General features: G+C 38.8%; 16 protein-coding genes. 5 read left to right on the forward strand and 11 right to left on the reverse strand.

The annotated features are described in order from the left end of the window. Entirely contained in the window at nucleotides 1-1599 is a 1599-nt protein-coding gene (locus CLV96_RS07330) for a xylulokinase (protein ID WP_004787241.1), read from the reverse strand. A gap of 237 nt (nucleotides 1600-1836) precedes the next feature. Here CLV96_RS07330 and CLV96_RS07340 point away from each other — a divergent pair, with 237 nt between their 5' ends. Further along, nucleotides 1837-3042, forward strand: coding sequence for an MFS transporter (locus CLV96_RS07340; protein WP_004786581.1), 1206 nt, complete (start codon nucleotides 1837-1839; stop codon nucleotides 3040-3042). 92 nt (nucleotides 3043-3134) lie between these two features. On the opposite strand, the gene CLV96_RS07345 is transcribed toward CLV96_RS07340, so the two are convergent. The 3 genes from CLV96_RS07345 to CLV96_RS07355 all read right to left on the reverse strand — a co-directional run bounded on the left by CLV96_RS07345 (nucleotide 3135) and on the right by CLV96_RS07355 (nucleotide 5071). Beyond that, nucleotides 3135-3632 carry a DUF7000 family protein gene (locus CLV96_RS07345; protein WP_004787053.1) on the reverse strand — a complete coding sequence of 166 codons (498 nt, stop codon included), beginning with the start codon at nucleotides 3630-3632 and terminating at the stop codon, nucleotides 3135-3137. 71 nt (nucleotides 3633-3703) lie between these two features. Further along, a complete protein-coding gene (locus tag CLV96_RS07350; protein ID WP_004786729.1) occupies nucleotides 3704-4360 on the reverse strand; it encodes an HAD-IA family hydrolase in 657 nt (218 codons plus the stop codon). A 60-nt stretch (nucleotides 4361-4420) separates the two neighbouring features. Further along, on the reverse strand, nucleotides 4421-5071 hold the full coding sequence (locus CLV96_RS07355; RefSeq protein ID WP_004787672.1) for a TetR/AcrR family transcriptional regulator: 651 nt from the start codon (nucleotides 5069-5071) through the stop codon (nucleotides 4421-4423). Between the two features lie 163 nt (nucleotides 5072-5234). On the opposite strand from CLV96_RS07355, the gene CLV96_RS07360 reads away from it, so the two are divergent. Further along, nucleotides 5235-6704: an aspartate aminotransferase family protein gene (locus CLV96_RS07360; protein WP_004785188.1), complete on the forward strand. Its 1470-nt coding sequence runs from the start codon at nucleotides 5235-5237 to the stop codon at nucleotides 6702-6704. Between the two features lie 57 nt (nucleotides 6705-6761). Here CLV96_RS07360 and CLV96_RS07365 read toward each other — a convergent pair whose 3' ends face one another. Together CLV96_RS07365 and CLV96_RS07370 are read right to left on the reverse strand one after the other, a co-directional pair. Then, complete coding sequence (locus CLV96_RS07365) at nucleotides 6762-7085, reverse strand: type II toxin-antitoxin system PemK/MazF family toxin (protein ID WP_004785308.1); 324 nt, start codon at nucleotides 7083-7085, stop codon at nucleotides 6762-6764. After that, nucleotides 7079-7327, reverse strand: coding sequence for an AbrB/MazE/SpoVT family DNA-binding domain-containing protein (locus CLV96_RS07370; protein ID WP_004787195.1), 249 nt, complete (start codon nucleotides 7325-7327; stop codon nucleotides 7079-7081). Before CLV96_RS07370 ends, CLV96_RS07365 begins: the two co-directional genes overlap by 7 nt. Before the next feature lie 145 nt (nucleotides 7328-7472). On the opposite strand from CLV96_RS07370, the gene fliF reads away from it, so the two are divergent. Further along, nucleotides 7473-9173, forward strand: a complete 1701-nt coding sequence (gene fliF, locus CLV96_RS07375) for a flagellar basal-body MS-ring/collar protein FliF (RefSeq protein ID WP_004785622.1) — start codon at nucleotides 7473-7475, stop codon at nucleotides 9171-9173. Here the strand turns inward: fliF and CLV96_RS07380 are convergent. Then, nucleotides 9170-11731, reverse strand: coding sequence for an adenylate/guanylate cyclase domain-containing protein (locus CLV96_RS07380; RefSeq protein ID WP_004784445.1), 2562 nt, complete (start codon nucleotides 11729-11731; stop codon nucleotides 9170-9172). The genes fliF and CLV96_RS07380 overlap by 4 nt on opposite strands. An 86-nt stretch (nucleotides 11732-11817) precedes the next feature. Here CLV96_RS07380 and CLV96_RS07385 point away from each other — a divergent pair, with 86 nt between their 5' ends. Then, nucleotides 11818-12705, forward strand: coding sequence for an alpha/beta fold hydrolase (locus tag CLV96_RS07385; protein WP_231292446.1), 888 nt, complete (start codon nucleotides 11818-11820; stop codon nucleotides 12703-12705). 102 nt (nucleotides 12706-12807) lie between these two features. Here the strand turns inward: CLV96_RS07385 and CLV96_RS07390 are convergent, their stop codons facing one another. The 4 genes from CLV96_RS07390 to dapA are packed head-to-tail and all read right to left on the reverse strand — an operon-like array spanning nucleotide 12808 to nucleotide 16366. Next, nucleotides 12808-13857 carry a CdaR family protein gene (locus CLV96_RS07390; RefSeq protein ID WP_004785400.1) on the reverse strand — a complete coding sequence of 350 codons (1050 nt, stop codon included), beginning with the start codon at nucleotides 13855-13857 and terminating at the stop codon, nucleotides 12808-12810. Continuing rightward, nucleotides 13854-14684, reverse strand: coding sequence for a diadenylate cyclase CdaA (gene cdaA, locus CLV96_RS07395; protein WP_004786247.1), 831 nt, complete (start codon nucleotides 14682-14684; stop codon nucleotides 13854-13856). Before cdaA ends, CLV96_RS07390 begins: the two co-directional genes overlap by 4 nt. A gap of 1 nt (nucleotide 14685) precedes the next feature. Beyond that, nucleotides 14686-15489 (reverse strand): 4-hydroxy-tetrahydrodipicolinate reductase, encoded by an 804-nt coding sequence (gene dapB, locus CLV96_RS07400; protein WP_020775902.1) that lies wholly within the window; start codon nucleotides 15487-15489, stop codon nucleotides 14686-14688. After that, entirely contained in the window at nucleotides 15482-16366 is an 885-nt protein-coding gene (gene dapA / locus CLV96_RS07405) for a 4-hydroxy-tetrahydrodipicolinate synthase (protein WP_020775756.1), read from the reverse strand. The genes dapB and dapA overlap by 8 nt, the downstream gene beginning before the upstream one ends. A 77-nt stretch (nucleotides 16367-16443) precedes the next feature. On the opposite strand from dapA, the gene CLV96_RS07410 reads away from it, so the two are divergent. Then, a complete protein-coding gene (locus tag CLV96_RS07410; RefSeq protein ID WP_040917268.1) occupies nucleotides 16444-17511 on the forward strand; it encodes an MraY family glycosyltransferase in 1068 nt (355 codons plus the stop codon). Nucleotides 17512-17528 lie beyond the last annotated feature (17 nt).

Here is a 17528-nt window from a genome sequence, read left to right on the forward strand (position 1 = left end):
TTATGTATTTAAAATTGCAAAATTGTTTTGGTTCACTTTGTATAGGTTTTGAAACACCTTAAAGTTTTTATCGTAAATCGCTTTATGGTTTTGATTGGGAGTCCATCTGTCTTGGATGGGAATCATTGACTTGATCTCTTCAAATTTTTGAATTTTTCCAATTCCAAAAGCAACAATGGCAGCAGCTCCCATCGCACCAACGTTTTCCGGATGAACCACCCTTTCAATGGTTTTTCCCGTGATATCAGCTAACAACTGACAGATAAAAGCAGACCTTGCCACACCACCCACAAAACGAATTGTATTGGAAGTGGGAATCTTACGATGAGATAATTCCAAAATCCAACGTTTATGGAAAAGGATTCCTTCCACAACAGCACGGATAAGAGTTCTTTTTCCTGTGTGCAAACTGATGTTAAAGAATATCCCTCTTGCTTTTGGATCTTCAAAAGGACAGCGGTTCCCATGAAGCCAGGGTGTAAAAATCACTCCATGAGATCCAGGTTCGGTATCTTTGATTGAATCAAACATAAATTCGAATAAACTTTCATACACGGCATCAGGACCATCAGTAATTTTCTTTTTTTCTAAATATAAATCAATTTCATCTAAGGCCAAATGGTCTCTCACCCATTGCAAACATTTACCAGATGTTTCTTGTTCTCCAAAATAATTATAATATCCTTCTCTGGCGCCAACGATGGAAGCAATCCTTGCTCCGATATCAACCGTTCTCTTTTTAGTCACTGTTGAAATCCAGCCAGAAGTCCCCGCATAGATATGAGTGTCTCCTTCGCTGACAGCACCGGCTCCGACTCCAATGAGAGAAGCATCACCACCACCACCAAACACTGATATGTTTTCCTTTAGTCCCAAAAAATCTGCGGCTTCTTTTGTCAACCCTCCCACACGATCAGAAGAATTCACAATCTTTGGTAAATGATCTAAACGAACACCGAATAACTTACATAAAAGAGGACTCCAGTTTCCTTTCCCTTCCCTTGAGTTATATAAAAAAGTAGCGAAGGCTGAATCTCTAGTCATCACGGCTTCGTTTGTAGAGCGCGCAATTAGATATTCTTTTACATCAAACCACCACTTTACTTTCGAAAAAATTTCTGGTTCATTTTTTTCGACCCATTTGTATTTCCAAATAGGATCTTTCACACTGGCAGCAACCGCTCCAGTGAACCAAAGAGATAACATGAGTTTAATGGCATTGATACCTTCAATTTTAAATCCGTGTACGATCCCCTTTTTCATTTCATTGGACGCTCGTTGGTCCATATAACTCATCGCTGGTCGGACCACTTGAAACTTTGAATCCACAAGAACTAAACCTTGCATTTGGGAACAAAAAGAAATTCCTTGGATGGAATCTGGCTGGATTTTGGATAGGGATAAAATCTCTGTTGTGGTATCCTTCATCGAGGACCACCAATCCTCTGCATTTTGTTCCGCTCCCCCATTGTCTAGAAGATGGATTGAATATTCCTTTGTAGCTGATTGAACGAGTTCCAGAGCTTCAGACATCCGAAAGAGACAGGTTTTGACTCCGGTTGTGCCAATATCATAAGTCAGTATATATCCAGATTCCATGTAAACTCCATCGGTTCTGCTCTTCATACCCTCTGTCGATTCCCCCATACGAGCAAGTCAGACAGACGATTTTCTCATTTTTTCCTGGATGCGGAAAAAAGTGAGTGATGACTCACAAAGAATGAGAATCATCGGCTCGGATGGCAAATCATTTTCCTTCGGCATTTCTCCCAAAGAGAATTTATTCCGAACAAATGTTTGAAAGCAAGTTCCATCCATTGCAAAAAGGGAGTTAAAATGAGCCAAAACCTTCCGAAATTATACCCATACCGCTGGGTTGTCCTTTTCGCCTACATCGTCATCACTGCTACCATCTGCCTGCAATGGCTGACTTTTGCACCCATTGCCCGGGACGCCAAAGAATTTTACCACGTAAGCCCTTTGCAGATAGATTTACTTTCTCTTGTATTCCTCGGAGTTTTTGTCTTCATTGCAATTCCTGCATCCTACGTGATAGATACCTATGGGATCAAAAAAGGAGTGGGTTTTGGCGCCATACTAACGGGCGTTTGCGGGTTACTCAAAGGGGTTTATGCCGCAGACTATACAATTGTCCTCGTTTGCCAAATTGGTTTGGCCATTGCCCAACCGTTTTTGTTAAACGCAGTCACGAAGATTAGTGTTTTGTGGTTTCCCATCCAAGAAAGGGCCACCGCCGTAGCACTCGGAACCCTGGCTCAATTTTTAGGAATCATACTTGTGATGATCCTAACTCCCATCTTACTCCAATCAGGAAATTCTATCCCAGGTGTGATGATGATTTACGGTTTTGTTTCTCTAGGTTCGGCTATTCTTTTCCTTTTGCTAATCAAAGAAAAACCGCCAACTTCTCCGAGTACTCACGGAGAAGACCACGAACTTCCCTTCTTGGAAGGACTTCGTTTTTTATGGAAACAGAAGGATATGAGAAAAATTCTGTTTTTGTTTCTCATTGGACTTGGAGTCTTCAATGCAGTTAGCACATGTATTGATCAAATTTGTGAAATCAAGGGACTCAATATCGACGAATCGGGGCTAGTTGGTGGAGTGATGCTCATTTCGGGAATCATTGGTGGGATCGTCATTCCTCCGTTATCTGATAAACTACAAAAGAGAAAACTTTTTCTCATCATTGCTATGGCTGGATTTTTAGTGGGGCTTAGTTTATTTACCTTATTCCAAGGTTTTATTTTTTTACTCATCGGTTCTGTGGTCATTGGTTTTTTTCTCCTAGGAATTGGAGCACCGATTGGATTTCAATATTGTGCAGAGATCACTTCTCCTGCACCAGAATCCACTTCCCAAGGATTGTTACTTCTCGTAGGACAAGTATCGGGAATTTTATTTATCTTAGGATTAAATTTCTTTGGAATGATATCGTTTCTTTATATCCTTCTCATCTTATCCGTTATCAATTTTGTGACGGTATTTTGGTTAAAAGAATCACCGTTTATGGAGAGTTAACTAGTAATCCAAACAAATCTTACCAATGTTCTTAGTAAGATTTGCAAACTGTATCACTAAAAGCAATGATACATTTACTCGTTTAAATCTTTTCATTTCAGCTTACTAGCTTTAATGTCTTGGATAATTTCCGCTGTCACCTGAACTATACTCTTTTCAATTTGAGCGGAAAGTTTATCCAAATCATTAAAATTGGGTTTTTCAATGAGAACAGTCTCAAGTATAGAATACTGTGGTTTGGTCGTTCTATTTTTGTTCCACTTTGTATTTTTAAAATACTCCCAATATCTTTCTTGGATGGGAATAGTTTGACCCAAAAGCCAAACTTCAAATTGCATTTTTGGATGGTTTAAAACAAATCCCATTTTTAATTTTCTATCTTTCAGGAACTTGTTAGAGTAATAGAAATATGTATAGTCCATATAACCTTGAAAAAGGCTTCCGAAGGAATAACTTTTAGAAAGATTTTTGGATAAATTTGTGCCAAGTTTTGTTACGTATTTCACAATACCTGCATAAGCCTCTTGGATATCCCCTATTTGGAGTTGTTCCTTGTATGAATTTACATAATCATTAAAGTCTTTCTTCATTTGAATTTCTTTTTTCCTGTAATTCCTATTTTGATTATAACAATAAATCAGACCAAGCGAATCATCACACGTTATGCAAATCTTTCTTTGTTCATCAAATCATTTTCTAATTCGAAAAAACTCTTTACGAATGGGATCTTTCCTCTTTGAAAATAATCGACATGTCGATTGTCATGTGCTATCCCAAGAAACTGAAATCCAAACTTGCTCGCAGACTCGTAATCAGCAGGGGAATCACCTATATAAATCACTTCGTCCTTATTGATTTTTTTATTTTTTAATAATCCAAAAATTGGTTCAAAAACTTTTGGATTTGGTTTGTGAACAGATGTATGATCAGATGTTTGAATCTGTAAAAATAAATTTGTATCGATTTGAAGTTCATTCAATTCACGAAAAACTACTTTTTCACTAGAGGAAGTGACGATTCCAAATTTGAAGGAGTTTTGGTATTTGTTGATAAAATCAAAAGCATGAATATGAGGGATGTTTAAATCTTTCTTTGAAAATTCTAAATAAACAGACCAAAGATAATGGATGTCCGAAGAAAATCGTCCGAATAGTTTTAATAAAAATTTTTCAGCGGGAAGTCCCCAAGCTTCATCGATTTCTTTTTCAGTGATTTTCGTTTTAAAGAGTTCGTCAGATAATTTATAAATTGTTTGGTAACGAGTTTTTCTTGTCTGGACTAAGGTGTCATCGTAATCAAAAAGAATCGCTTTTATCATATAATTCAAATGTTTGTTTTAATAAAAATCTAAACAATCGCCATATCCAAAAGTTGAATCCTACCCACCTAAAGCCCTACGAATTACCTTCATGACCCCTGCCACAACCTCTTCATCTTTATCAAACACATCTTCTCCCAAATATATTTTCATACGTTCTTTATAATATACTGTGGAATAAGAAAACTGGAGTGTCATAAAGATATTATCTAATAAAAATGCAGAAAGATTACTATCCACTTCCGAACTGATGGTTCCTTCTTTTTTGGCAAGGTTTATCATTTCAATATAACATTTGGCAGACAAAGATTCGAGTTCACCTGACAAACGAGTGATGAGCTCATAATTACTTTCTGTTGTCATTTCATTGTAGAGGCGAATGATGTCTTGGTTGATCCGCGAGTGAGTTTGGATGATGCGAATGATCTTTTCAATTTTGCCAAACAAATCCAAATCCATAGAGAGAACGGACTCTAAGGTTTTTTCTAACTGGGTGATCCCATGGTCCACGACGGTAAGGAAAAAATCTTCTTTGGTTTCAAAGTATTTATAGAGAGAGCCGACACTGATTCCTGCTTTTTGGGCAATGGTATTGGTATTGGCACTGGTAAATCCCCGGTTGGCAAATTCAGCGATGGCTGTAGATAAAATTCGGTTTCTCTTTTCTTCGGAAATCCGCTCAAAACTATCATTAAAATGCTTCGTTACCATATCTGTCCCCGTCCAATAAACGAAAAAGGCTGGATTTCTCCAGGAAATTAATGCAATTTTCCAAAGAATCCGTTATTCTCGATCAATTTTATGAATTCCTTCTTGACAATGAGTGATGACTCACTCATTGTCAAGAAAAAAGACCCGGAAGAGGAAAGATAATATGGCCCAAGGCTTTTCCATGAACGAATACCCAAACGTAGACCAAGTTTACAAAGACCTAAGGAAACTCATTTCCCTTCCCATCCGCTCCATCCGTAAAGACGCTATGGAGGACATTATCCACAATTACTTTGATAAAAAATGCAGTAAGTCCAAAGCCATGATCACAAAGGCTTCGGAATACATTCCTGGCGGTGTCCAACACAACCTATCTTTCAACCATCCCTTCCCTCTTGTGTTTACCAAAGCATCGGGAGCTTATCTTTATGATTTAGATGGAAACAAATACATCGATTTTTTACAAGCAGGTGGGCCGACGGTTCTTGGTAGCAATCCAACCAATGTGCGCAAAAAAGTGATCGAACTTCTCGATACAACGGGTCCTGTCACTGGTCTTTTTCATGAATACGAATATAAGTTAGCCGAAAAAATTGTAGAGTTAGTTCCTTCTGTTGAAATGTTTCGAATGCTCGGTTCTGGGACAGAAGCCTGTATGGCATCAATTCGTGTCGCAAGGCTTGCGACGAAGAAAAAAAACATAGTGAAGATGGGTGGAGCGTATCACGGTTGGAGTGACCAATTGGCTTATGGACTTCGGATCCCAGGCACAAGACATTTCGAAGCCAATGGAGTTCCTAAATCCATTTTCAAATACACTCAAGAATTTTATCCGAACGATTTGAACGCATTAGAGTCCGTACTCAAACGAAATCGATTTCGCGGTGGCACAGCGGCGGTTCTCATTGAACCAGTAGGACCGGAAAGTGGAACAAGACCTCTTGATTTGAACTTTAACAAAGGAGTGAGGGAACTTTGTGATCAGTATGGTGCCCTTCTGATTTTTGATGAAGTAGTGACCGCATTCCGGATTGGACTCAGTGGAGCCCAAGGGTATTTTGGTGTGAGTCCTGACCTTACGATTTTTGGTAAGGTAGTGGCTGGTGGATATCCATCTGCTGGCGGACTTGGTGGTAAAAAAGAATACATGAAGTATGTATCTGCAGGACTTCAAACAGGCACCAAAAAGGCGTTAATTGGTGGAACGATGGCGGCAAACCCACTTAGTTCTGCCGCTGGTTACTTTACTCTTTGTGAGATGGAAAAAACAGGAGCCCTTGAAAAATCAGGAAGAGCGGGTGACCGCCTAACCAAAGGATTACAAAAACTAATCCAAAAGTATGATCTTCCCTTTGTTGCTTTCAACCAAGGATCCATCTGCCATTTGGAAACCGTTGGTACAATGTTACTCGATATCAATATTAAGAAGTTCTGGACGATCAAAAAAACTATCGCAGAAGCCCATAAACGTAAACATGCGATGGAAGAGATGGGAGCGGCGTATATGTCAGAAGGACTAGTGACACTCGCAGGAAGTAGACTTTATACAAGCGCATCAGATACAGATGGCGTAATTGATGACGCCCTCAAACGATTTGATCGAGTGTTCCAAAAAGTAGAAGGTGTGGCCTAATGAAAGACTAAGCCGATCCAAGGAAATTGAATCAGAAGTCATAAAAGAAATTTATGTTCAATCAACTAACATTTCTTTTATGACTTTTTTGATTTTATGAATTGTTTTGTGATCACAGGCCCCAAGTTTTTTCACCAACCGGGACTTATCGACAGTTCGAATTTGATCCAAAACAATGGCTCCTTTTTTTCCCTGAAACGCTAACTCCACTCTTGTGGGATATGTTTTTGATGCAGTGGTCAGTGGTGCAATCATCACTGTGCCAATACACTTGTTCATTTCATCTGGTGAAATCACAATGCATGGCCTGGATTTTTTAATCTCAACCCCAACCGTTGGATCTAAATTAATCAAATAGATTTCGTATTGTTTGATTACCATTCCCAATCCTTTGTTTCCAAATCAATGGAATCCGGAATGAGCAACTGATCCTCTTTTCTTTCCGCCATCGCTTTGAATTGGTCTTCCCAACCCATTCGCGGTTTGTTTTTAAATGGAGTGATGATGATTTTATTACCCTCTACGAGTAGATCGACTTCATCTTCAATCTGACATTCTGCCAAAACAGTTTTAGGAATTCGGATTCCTTTTGAATTTCCAATTTGTATAACAACGGCCTTCATTGTAATTACAATGTAATCACATAAAAACTAAGTCAACGCCAATTCTAAGTGAAAACCTCCTAAATTCCCCTCCCTCCCCGAAAAGTACTTGTACATTTCTGAATTGCCATGACATTATGTCTCAAATCTCGACGAGGCCCGTACTATGCCTGAACCACTGCAAAAGATCATTGATAATCTCAAAGAGTTATTCAACAAACTCGATAAAACCAAAAAAATGATTTTGGGTGGTGTGCTCGCCGTTGTGGTGGTGGCAGTCATCATCCTATCCAATGTCTCGTCACAACGAAACCGAGTGGTTCTGTTTAAGGATTTGGATTCCAAAGACTTTTCTGAAGTTACAAAAAAACTAGATGCTCTCGGTTATTCTTATGGTTCAAGCGATACAAGTCTTATTACCGTTGATCCCGAACAAAGACAAGAGATCGTTACCAAACTCGCGCAAGAGAATTTGATTCCTGCAGGTGTCACCGGTTGGGAACTTTTTGATATTGAAAAATTCACAGAGACCCAATTCGACAAAGACATTAAAAAGTATAGAGCCCTCAAAGGAGCGATTGAAAAATCACTCAATACATTAAGACCCATCGAAAGATCTGATGTCAACATTGCCATCCCTGAAGGTGATCTTTTTGAGTCCAATTCCTATCCAGTAAAGGCAAGTGTCATCCTTCACTTCAAACCTGGTGTAGAAGGAATGAGTAAAAAAGAAATCAAAGGGATAGTCAACTTAGTCGCACGTGCGGTTCCGAAACTCAAACCAGAAAACGTAAGTGTTGCTGATCCTGATGGCAAAATCATCTCCGACTTTGAAGAAGATTTAGAAAAAGAAAGATTAGAACTTCGTATCGTCCAAGAAAAACTCCGAATCGAAGAAGAGGAACGAATGAAAAGACTCATCGACATTCGCAATACCCTTCGTTGGTATTTGGGTGGAGAAGATCGTGTTGATATCACTCGTTTTGAGTATTCTTTCAATTGGGACCAAGAGTCCTTAACAGAAAACGAAGTATTACCAGTTGTTGCTGAAGAAGATAATCCAGATACACCATATAATGAAAGAAAATTAGTGGATGGATATTCTTTAAAAGTATCTTCCAAAGAAACAAAAGAATCATTCAAAGGCCGTGGATTCACACCCGATGGCCCTGCTGGTACTGAACCGAACTTACCTCCAGGTTATAAAGACACGGATTACCAAAAAGCAGAATATTCAAAAGATGAAAATATCAATAACCACGAATTCAACAAACGTGTGAAAGATATCAAACGCCAACCTTGGAAAATAGAAAAGATCGGACTCTCTGTTGTAGTGGATGGTGTTTGGGAACGAAAAGAAAGAGAAGATGGAATGGGATATGACAGAAAATACATACCTGTTGCCGAAAATGATTTAAAACTAGTTCGTAAAAACTTAGAAGCAGCCATTGGATACACAAGATCGCGTGGAGACCAAATCAGTGTCATCACCATTCCGAAAGATAGAACCGAACAATTTCGTTTAGAAGATGAAGAGTTTCAAAAACAAAGAGCCATCCGTAATATGGTGATTGCTTCTCTTGTCATTTTGATTTTACTCATCCTTGCCATCTTAGTCTACCGTGCGATCAAAAAAGAAATCGCAAGAAGAAGAAGACTCAGAGAAGAAGAACTTGCGGCTCAACAACAAATGATGCGGGAAGCTGCACTACGCGTGATGGACGAAGGGGGGGCCGAAGTGGAACTCTCCCTCGACGAAAAACTCAGACGAGAGTTACTCGAAAACGCAATCAACTTGGCAAAAGAAAAGCCTGAGGATGTGGCTCAGTTGTTACGTACTTGGCTTGCCGAGGAAGAACAAACTTAAGATTCTTTTTTCCAACGAATGTTGGCACCATGCGTGATCCGGGAATAAACTTCCCGGAAATATTGGTTTGGTGCCTTCCCGTCCGGATCTTGCGAATAACGAGGTCTTAGTCGATGGACAAAATACATATCCAAATCCCCTTTATTTTTCCCGTGAATTTTTCCTCGGTATTCAGTAACAAAAAAATACTTCACAAGTTCATAGGTTTCTTGGGAAACATTGATTTTTCCGGTTTCGCCACCAGACTCCATTCTTGAAGCAGTATTGACTGTATCGCCCCAAATGTCATAAGCAAACTTAAATCGTCCGACAACTCCCGCCACCACAGGACCTGTATGAATTCCCAATCTTAATTCCCAAAAAGGTAATCCTAGGGTGGATTTGATTTCTTTTAATTGGTTCATAAAACTCTGAATTTCTAATGCCGCCAAACAAGCGTCAATGGCACTGGTTCGAGTTTCCACAGGAAGTCCACCAGCACACATATAACTATCACCGATGGTTTTTAATTTTTCCAAATTATTTCTGAGAATGATTTCATCGAACTGAGTGAAACATGCATCAAGTTCTTCAATCAAACTTTGTTCATCCATCCCTTCGGCAACTTTAGTAAAACCTTTGAAGTCTGTGAACAGAACAGTAACGTTTTCAAACCGAGAAGGAGTGACACTTCCCTTTTGTTTCAACTCTTGAGCGACTTTATATGGCAAAATATTAAGTAATAACTTTTCTGATTCTTCCCTCGCCTCTTCCGCTTTGTCCTGGGCAATCAGAGCTTTTTCCCTTTCTTCATCTGCTTTTTGTTTTTCCAAATCCAACAAAAAATAGCTGATATCTAACTCTTCTGCCAAAGGGCGAGACATGATGTATACAACCAAGTAATTAAACAAAACCAGAGGAATCACAATCATAGTTAAATGAAATGCCGATTCCCCCACTCCGTATTGTTCACGGATCATCGGAAAATATAAAATCGCTGCAATGGCCATTGTAATGAGGCCTAAGTTGGCGAGCCTTTGGCTCAGTTGGATTGTCCTTCCTTCTAAAGACAAGGCACCATGCCTTAAGACCGCATAACCTAGTAAAAATGCAGGAATAAATTGGAAATCCGCTAATGGATAAATTGGGAACCCATGACTTGGCAAAAGAGCAGCTAACAATAAAACAGCGGATAATAAAAAAGATCCAATGATCCATTTGGATGCAAAGTTAATATAACCTTTGTTTCTAAAAAAAGTAATTAAAACTAAAACTAGTGCAATGGCACCGTTTATTCCAACAAGGAGTTCCGCTGGTCCGCCATGGTGAACTCTTGACCAAGGGTAATCAAAATATCCTACGAATAAATAAGGCGAAGGAGCAAGGATGGCTGCGCTTACACAGAGTAAATCAATTCCTTGCACCCATTTTGGAGATTTTTGGCCAATGGCTTCAAATACCAAACGTACCATAATGCTTGGTGCAAATGCAAAGGCCACAAAGGTCATTTGCGAAATCCGTAGTTGTACAACATAGGATATGTTTAATTTTAGCGGGACAGATTGGATGACATAAAATCCTGTGAGGATAAGGGCAAAGGCACAGAGTTGATTGATCCTCGCTGATGGATTGGCTCCCGCAACTATAATCGAAAGAAAAACAGCACCAAATACGGATACTACGGGAGGGATCCCCCAAGGGTACCATTTTGCTGATTCGTAAGCATCAGGAGAAAGTCCAAACGAAACACCAAAAGAAATAAAAATCAAAACAAAAGATAAAAGCGCAAATAAAAAGTAGAACATACCGTTCTTTTGGAAAAGCAATTCGTTCACATCAAAAAAATCAGAACGAAACACTCCATAGGCTACAAGCAACATAGGAATGAATAAAAAGAAACCACCTGGATATACTTTGAACCCAAGGATACTGGGTGCATTCATTGTTGTGAGTAAAAAAAGTAAATTTACTCCATGGAATAGTGTTAGATGGTAATGTTTGCGAATGTATTGATAATGTTTGATAAAGGAAGGTAAAATTAAAAAGAAATATCCGAGTGGAGCCAAAATTCCCCAAGGTCGAACAAAAGAACTTCCTCTCGGATACTTACCAAAAGTAAATTCGAATACTGTGGTTTCAAACCCTTTCCCAATCAAAACTCCAAAGTACAATACAAAACTAGCGAACCAACAAAGATAAGAATAATATAACAACAGTTTACTTTGTTTACCTGTCATATGGTAGGCCAAATAAAAAGCAGTTGGAGCTAATGGTGCGACCAAAAAGTAAAGTAGGTCATTCCAAAATACTAATGTATTTACATCCTGAATCCAGGCCCTCGTTGTAAGAACTAATCCCACCGATCCAAAACTAATAAATGAAATCGTAAGGTTCAGATGGAAAATCTTATTATCAACGTCTGATTTACGAAATTTTTGAAAGGCAAAATAACTTAAGAATACTCCTACAAAAAATGTAAGGATCCCAGGTGCTCCGTAAGGAATCTGATGCCAAAAATATTCCCAATCTGAGAGAGTCCCTTCCGGTTTTACAAAATAGATGAGAGGGTATGATTCCATCCCTTTAAAGATCGGCTTTCGGGAAATCAGAAAGTAGCAAATTCTTCTATTTGACTCACTTCCTCTTTTGTTGTTCTATGTCGGATATGGTTGATCTAAACTTTCCAAAAAAGAACGCTACTGAATGGTTAGCTGCTGGTAAATTTTTCGAATATAAGAAGTTTCAAATCTTTTTTATCCAAGAAGGAAGAGGACAAAACTTAATTTTACTTCATGGATTCCCTACTTCTTCATGGGACTATTCCAAAATTTTTAATGGACTTTCACGTTACTTCAATACAATCGCAATTGATTTTTTAGGCTTTGGATATTCATCCAAACCAAAAAAACATACATACACACTCATCGAACAAACAGATATCATCGAAAACTTTATTGAAAAGAATGCTTTAAAAAGAGTGAAATTTGTTTTTCATGATTATGCGGTAAGTGTGGGGCAAGAAATTTTAGCCAGACATTTAGAAAGAAGTGATCGTAAGTATGAAATCGATGGAGCCGTTTTTATGAATGGAGGACTTTTTCCTCACCTCCACAGACCCACATTCAAACAAAAACTTCTCGCCACACCAATCTTAGGTGCTATTTTATCAAGGTTTTATGATGAAAAAAAATTTGGAATAGCATTTGCACAAGTATTTGGAAAAAATACAAAGCCTAGCGAAAAAGAAATCTCTGTTCTTTGGAAACTCATTACTTACCCTAATAAAGTTTTGATCCCACATAAACTTCTGAAATACATCAAAGAAAGAAGGATCCACGGCGAAAGATGGAAAAATGCCCTCCTCCAAACAGAAGTTCCACTCCTTTTTATCAATGGAGGAGAAGACCCGGTGAGTGGCCGTCACCTAGCTGACGAAATTGAAAAACTTCCGATCAAAAACAAAAAACTCATTCGTTGGGAAACCATTGGCCATTACCCACAATGGGAAAACCCAGAAGAAAGTTTTAAAGAAATTTATGAATTTTTAAAATAGGCCTGTATTGGTTTGGTTTTACAAAAAGCCAAACCAATACAAAATTCGAATTTTAGTTTTGAATGTGAAAAAATCGATTTGTTCATTAGGTTGTTTGAAAGCCTAAGATCTATCTGAAGGAACAGAACCGGGGCCTTCCATTCCAGTACCGTCATCAGTAGGATCGGAATCTGGATTTTGTTGTTCTTTCACCTTATAACGAATTTCGATTTTTTCAGGACTAATTTGTAAAATCTCAATCCCTTTTAAATCTTTGTTTTTGATGATCCTAACTTTAGCAACTTGCGGCTGTAATTCGGGGATGATTTTATTTTTAATAGGATCAAAGATATAATTACAAGGAACTTGAGCTGTAATCCCTGTAAGAATTTGGGCAGATCGAATTGGTTTTAAAGAAAAATACCGAATCGCAACTTGTTCTTCTGAAAGTTCTGCATCCAATCGAATATCTTGCCCAGAGCAAACGATAGGAATTCCTGCGGCCGTTTGTTCCCCTGTTTTATACGACAAAGGAATAATATTGACATTTACAGTGACGTCCCTTGATCCAAGGACATTCACACCCTTTGGGAGATCTGGAATCCTTACCGTTTTTGCAAATGGTTCTTTTTTATCTATAAGTGAAATTTCAGGTAACAGCACCTTTGTGATTTTTTCCAAATCTTGCGGTTTCCCGCTGAGTGTAATTTTTTGAGGACTTACAATCTGAGTTAGCTTTTCAAAGTTAGCTGGTGGTGCACCTTCAAACACTACTTCCAGAGGAACGATTTTTAATCCTCGGGATTCAATTTCAACTGGGACTGTTTTTTTTAGTTTGGTGACTTTTACGCCACTTGGGACACCCACAATTTTTTTAATTGGCACTTCTGTTACACCCAATTGAACATCTTCTGGATCAATCACAGCTTTCATAAATTGGGAATAATAATTGACTACATCCTTCAAACCTTCCACTCGAATAGGAATCGTTTTTTCAGGATTTTTAGAATAGTTTAAATTACCAGATAACTTTGGATAGTCGACAGGAACATTAATTGTTTTAATTAATACTTTAGAGTTTTGAAGATTCACATAAAAGATACTGGCGATGATCAGCGAAACAAGTTTTGCCTTCCAATTTCGAACTATTTTTCCAAGAAGTTTTACGATCATATACTCACACCGCTATCTTTCTCTTTCGGTTTTCGAAGAGAATCGTCTTTCGATCTTCGAGTTCCACTCATAAGCCCACTCACCAGTGCTTTGAGTTCTAGAGGTTTAACTGGGTGCAACATTTCCCCTTCAAAACAAATGGTAATGTCTCCTGTTTCCTCTGACGTAACGATAATGATGGCATCTGTTTCCTCTGAAAGTCCTAAAGCGGAACGATGCCTTGCTCCCAGTGTGGCGATTTCTACTGAACTACTCATTGGCAAATAAGAAGCGGCGCAAACAATACGATTTTGTTCGATAATGACAGCACCATCATGTAGGGGAGAATTCTTAAAGAAAATAGTTTGTAATATTTCCGACGTGACTTGTGCATCCATGGCCACCGCATTTTCAGAAATATCTTTTAAACTAATGTCTTTCACAAGTACAATGATGGATCCGGTTTTCTCTTGAGACATGACCCGAACTGCTTCCACAATCGGATCTAAATCAAAGGTTGGTTTGAGAAAAAACAAGCGGAGAAGTCGGATCCTCGCTAAATCGCCGGTCAAACGACGAAGTTCCGGCTGTAACAGGACTATGATCGCAAATACTAAGGCAGGACGAATGTTCGTGAGAATCCATTCCAAAAGTTCAAACCCTAAGTATTCGGCAAGACTTCCTGAAATCCAAATGATTCCCACACCAAGTAACAACTGGATCCCACGAGTTCTGCGTAAGGTTGTATATGTTTTATAAATTAAAAATGCGACGATTAGAACATCTAAAGATATGGAGATATAATTTTTACTCCATGGAATGATGTATAATCCTCGAAAAAAATCCAATTTATATTCCTAAAACATCAAACATATTATAAAGGCCTTTTGATTTTCCGTGTAAAAATTCCGCAGCTTTTACCGCACCAGTAGCAAATGTTTTACGGTCTTGTGCCTTATGGGTGATTTCAATTCGCTCTTCTGAACTCAAAAAATATACGGTGTGTTCGCCTACCACTTCACCGGCACGCATTGTATGCATGGCGATTTCTTTTTGGTCTCTCTCTGAGTACATTCCATGACGACCATAAATTACATTTTCTTCCGAACGTTTTGTAGCATTCAATAGCACTTCTTTCAGATACATGGCCGTTCCAGAGGGAGCATCTTTTTTATGACGGTGATGGATATCCAAAACTTCTACATCAAAATCTTCATCTAACACTTTCGCAGCGATCTCAGTGAGTTTAAATAAAAGATTCACACCCACTGACATATTTGGTGAAAACACAATGGGAATCGAGGTTGCAGCCGATTGAATGAGAGCTTTATCGGAATCAGTAAGTCCAGTAGTTCCGATCACCAAAGGTTTTTTATTGGCTAATACAGCATTTAAAATGGTTTCAAACCCGGTGTGCGTACTAAAATCAATGAGGACATCCGACGACTCACATGCTTTTTGTAAATCGGTGGAAAGTAAAATTCCCGTTTCTTTGATACCGGCATGGTTTCCAGAATCAAATCCTGCATACACGGCCCCTTCTCTCACAACCGCAGCGCTTAACTCTGATTTTTTGGAAAGAGAAAGGACTTGGATGATGGCCTTTCCCATCCTCCCACCGGCACCGATGACACCAACTTTGATTTTAGACAATGCCTTCCTCTTTTAATTGGAATACAGTTTTTTTAAACGCATCGGCTGCTGATCCTTCAGATAAAGAAGTCATCGGAAGACGAAGTTCATTTTCGCAATATCCAAACCAACTCATTGCTGCTTTGATGGGGATAGGATTGGTTTCAATAAAGGCATTAATGAACACAGGAAGAAGTTTGTAATAAATCTTTTTGGATGCTTCTAAGTCTCCTCGTAAGTAGAGAGACACCATATCCACGCAGGCGCGTGGAAAAAGATTAGAGACTACGGAAACAACCCCCTTCCCTCCGATGGATAAAACGGGAAGCGTTAGGTTGTCATCACCAGACAACAAATCAAAGTCAGGTGGTGTTGCAGCAATGACCTTGGCCATCTGTCCTAAATCGCCAGTTGCTTCTTTGATGGCTGCAATTTTTGGATGGGTTGAAAGTCTTGCTACCGTTTCGGGTAGTAAATTTACATTCGTTCGTCCAGGGATATTGTACAACATCACTGGTTTGGAGGATACATTGGCAATTTCTGTAAAATGACGAAACATTCCCTCTTGTGTGGGTTTATTGTAGTATGGGTTTACCGTAAGGATTCCGTCCACTCCGTCTGCGCAGGCAGACTCCGTAAGCTCAATCGCTTCTTTAGTAGAATTGGAACCCGTCCCTGCGATGACTTGGATTTTCCCAGCCACAACTTTGACTGTCTTTTGAATGAGTTCCTTATGTTCTTCATAAGAAAGTGTGGGAGATTCCCCCGTTGTCCCACAAGGAACCACACCAGCCACGCCTGACCGAATCTGGTTTTCTAGGATTTTAAAATAACTATCATAATCGATTTTCCCCTGGCGGAAGGGGGTGATGACCGCTGTATAAACGCCCTGAAACATAAATTAAACATCGAAGAGGGACGGAATTTTGCAATAAAAAACTGCCAAAAGACCCGGTAGCGATAAACTTTGCGAAAATGGTCACTTTTTTACCGCTTACGATTGCCATTCTTGCGATTATTAGCCTGATTTTGCATACATTCTATGTTTATTCCCGCTTTGGAGTCAAAGATGTGCCAAACGAACGTAGCCTCCACGACGTGGTCACAAAAAAATCGGGAGGGATGTTTTTCATCCCACTTTTCCTTCTCACATCCCTGTTTCTCGTTTTTTACCCCGAAGATGGGTTTTTACTTTCTCCCAAAGAGAACTTCTCGCAAACATTTGACATCTACCTTTTGTTAGCTGGAGTATTCATATTTTGTATTTTAGGATTTGTTGATGATTTGTATCATCTCAGTCCCAAACTTCGTTTGTTCCTGGAACTAAGCGTGGTGGCCGTGTTTTTAATTTGGACAAACCCAGAGGTCACTTATTTTGGAATGATTACGATTCCCAAACCAGTGCAAGTAATCATTCTTACCATCTTCCTTGTGTTTGCAGTAAACCTTGTAAACTTTATGGATGGAATGGACTGGTATTTAGTCACGACTCTCTCCTTGTCCTTCTTCTCTTTGGTGACAATAGCTCCTCAGTTTTTTGGAATCGGGAATTCTGGTTATCATTTTTATACAATTTTGTTTGTTTCTATGTTTGGATTTATCTTTTATAATTTTCCAAGAGCCAAACTATTTATGGGAGATAGTGGGTCATTAGCCTTAGGCTTTTTTGTGATGACCTTACCTTTGTTTGTTGGGAAATGGGGGAATTCAAATTCATCAGTATGGGATGCCTCTCATTATTTTTATCTTTTTCCATACTTTTGGTTGGATGGAGTTTTTATTCTAACCAAACGATTTTTCCAAAAGAAACATTTATTTTCTGCTCATAGAGAACATCTTTATCAAAGAATCACAGAAACTAAGTTAGGAAAAATTGGATCTCTCTGCATTTTTTCCATTTTAAATTTCACCGTTGTTTGTATCCATTTTGTCTTAAAAACCTATCTGGTTCCAAACATCATGATCCTCCTGGTCGTTTTTCTATATTCTGTAGCAAGTTATGGAATCCTTTGGTTTTTTGTACCTAGAAAAAACCTTGCATAAAGTCTTTGGACTCCCAT

The organism is Leptospira meyeri (genome assembly GCF_004368965.1).
In the GTDB taxonomy this organism is placed as follows: domain Bacteria; phylum Spirochaetota; class Leptospiria; order Leptospirales; family Leptospiraceae; genus Leptospira_A; species Leptospira_A meyeri.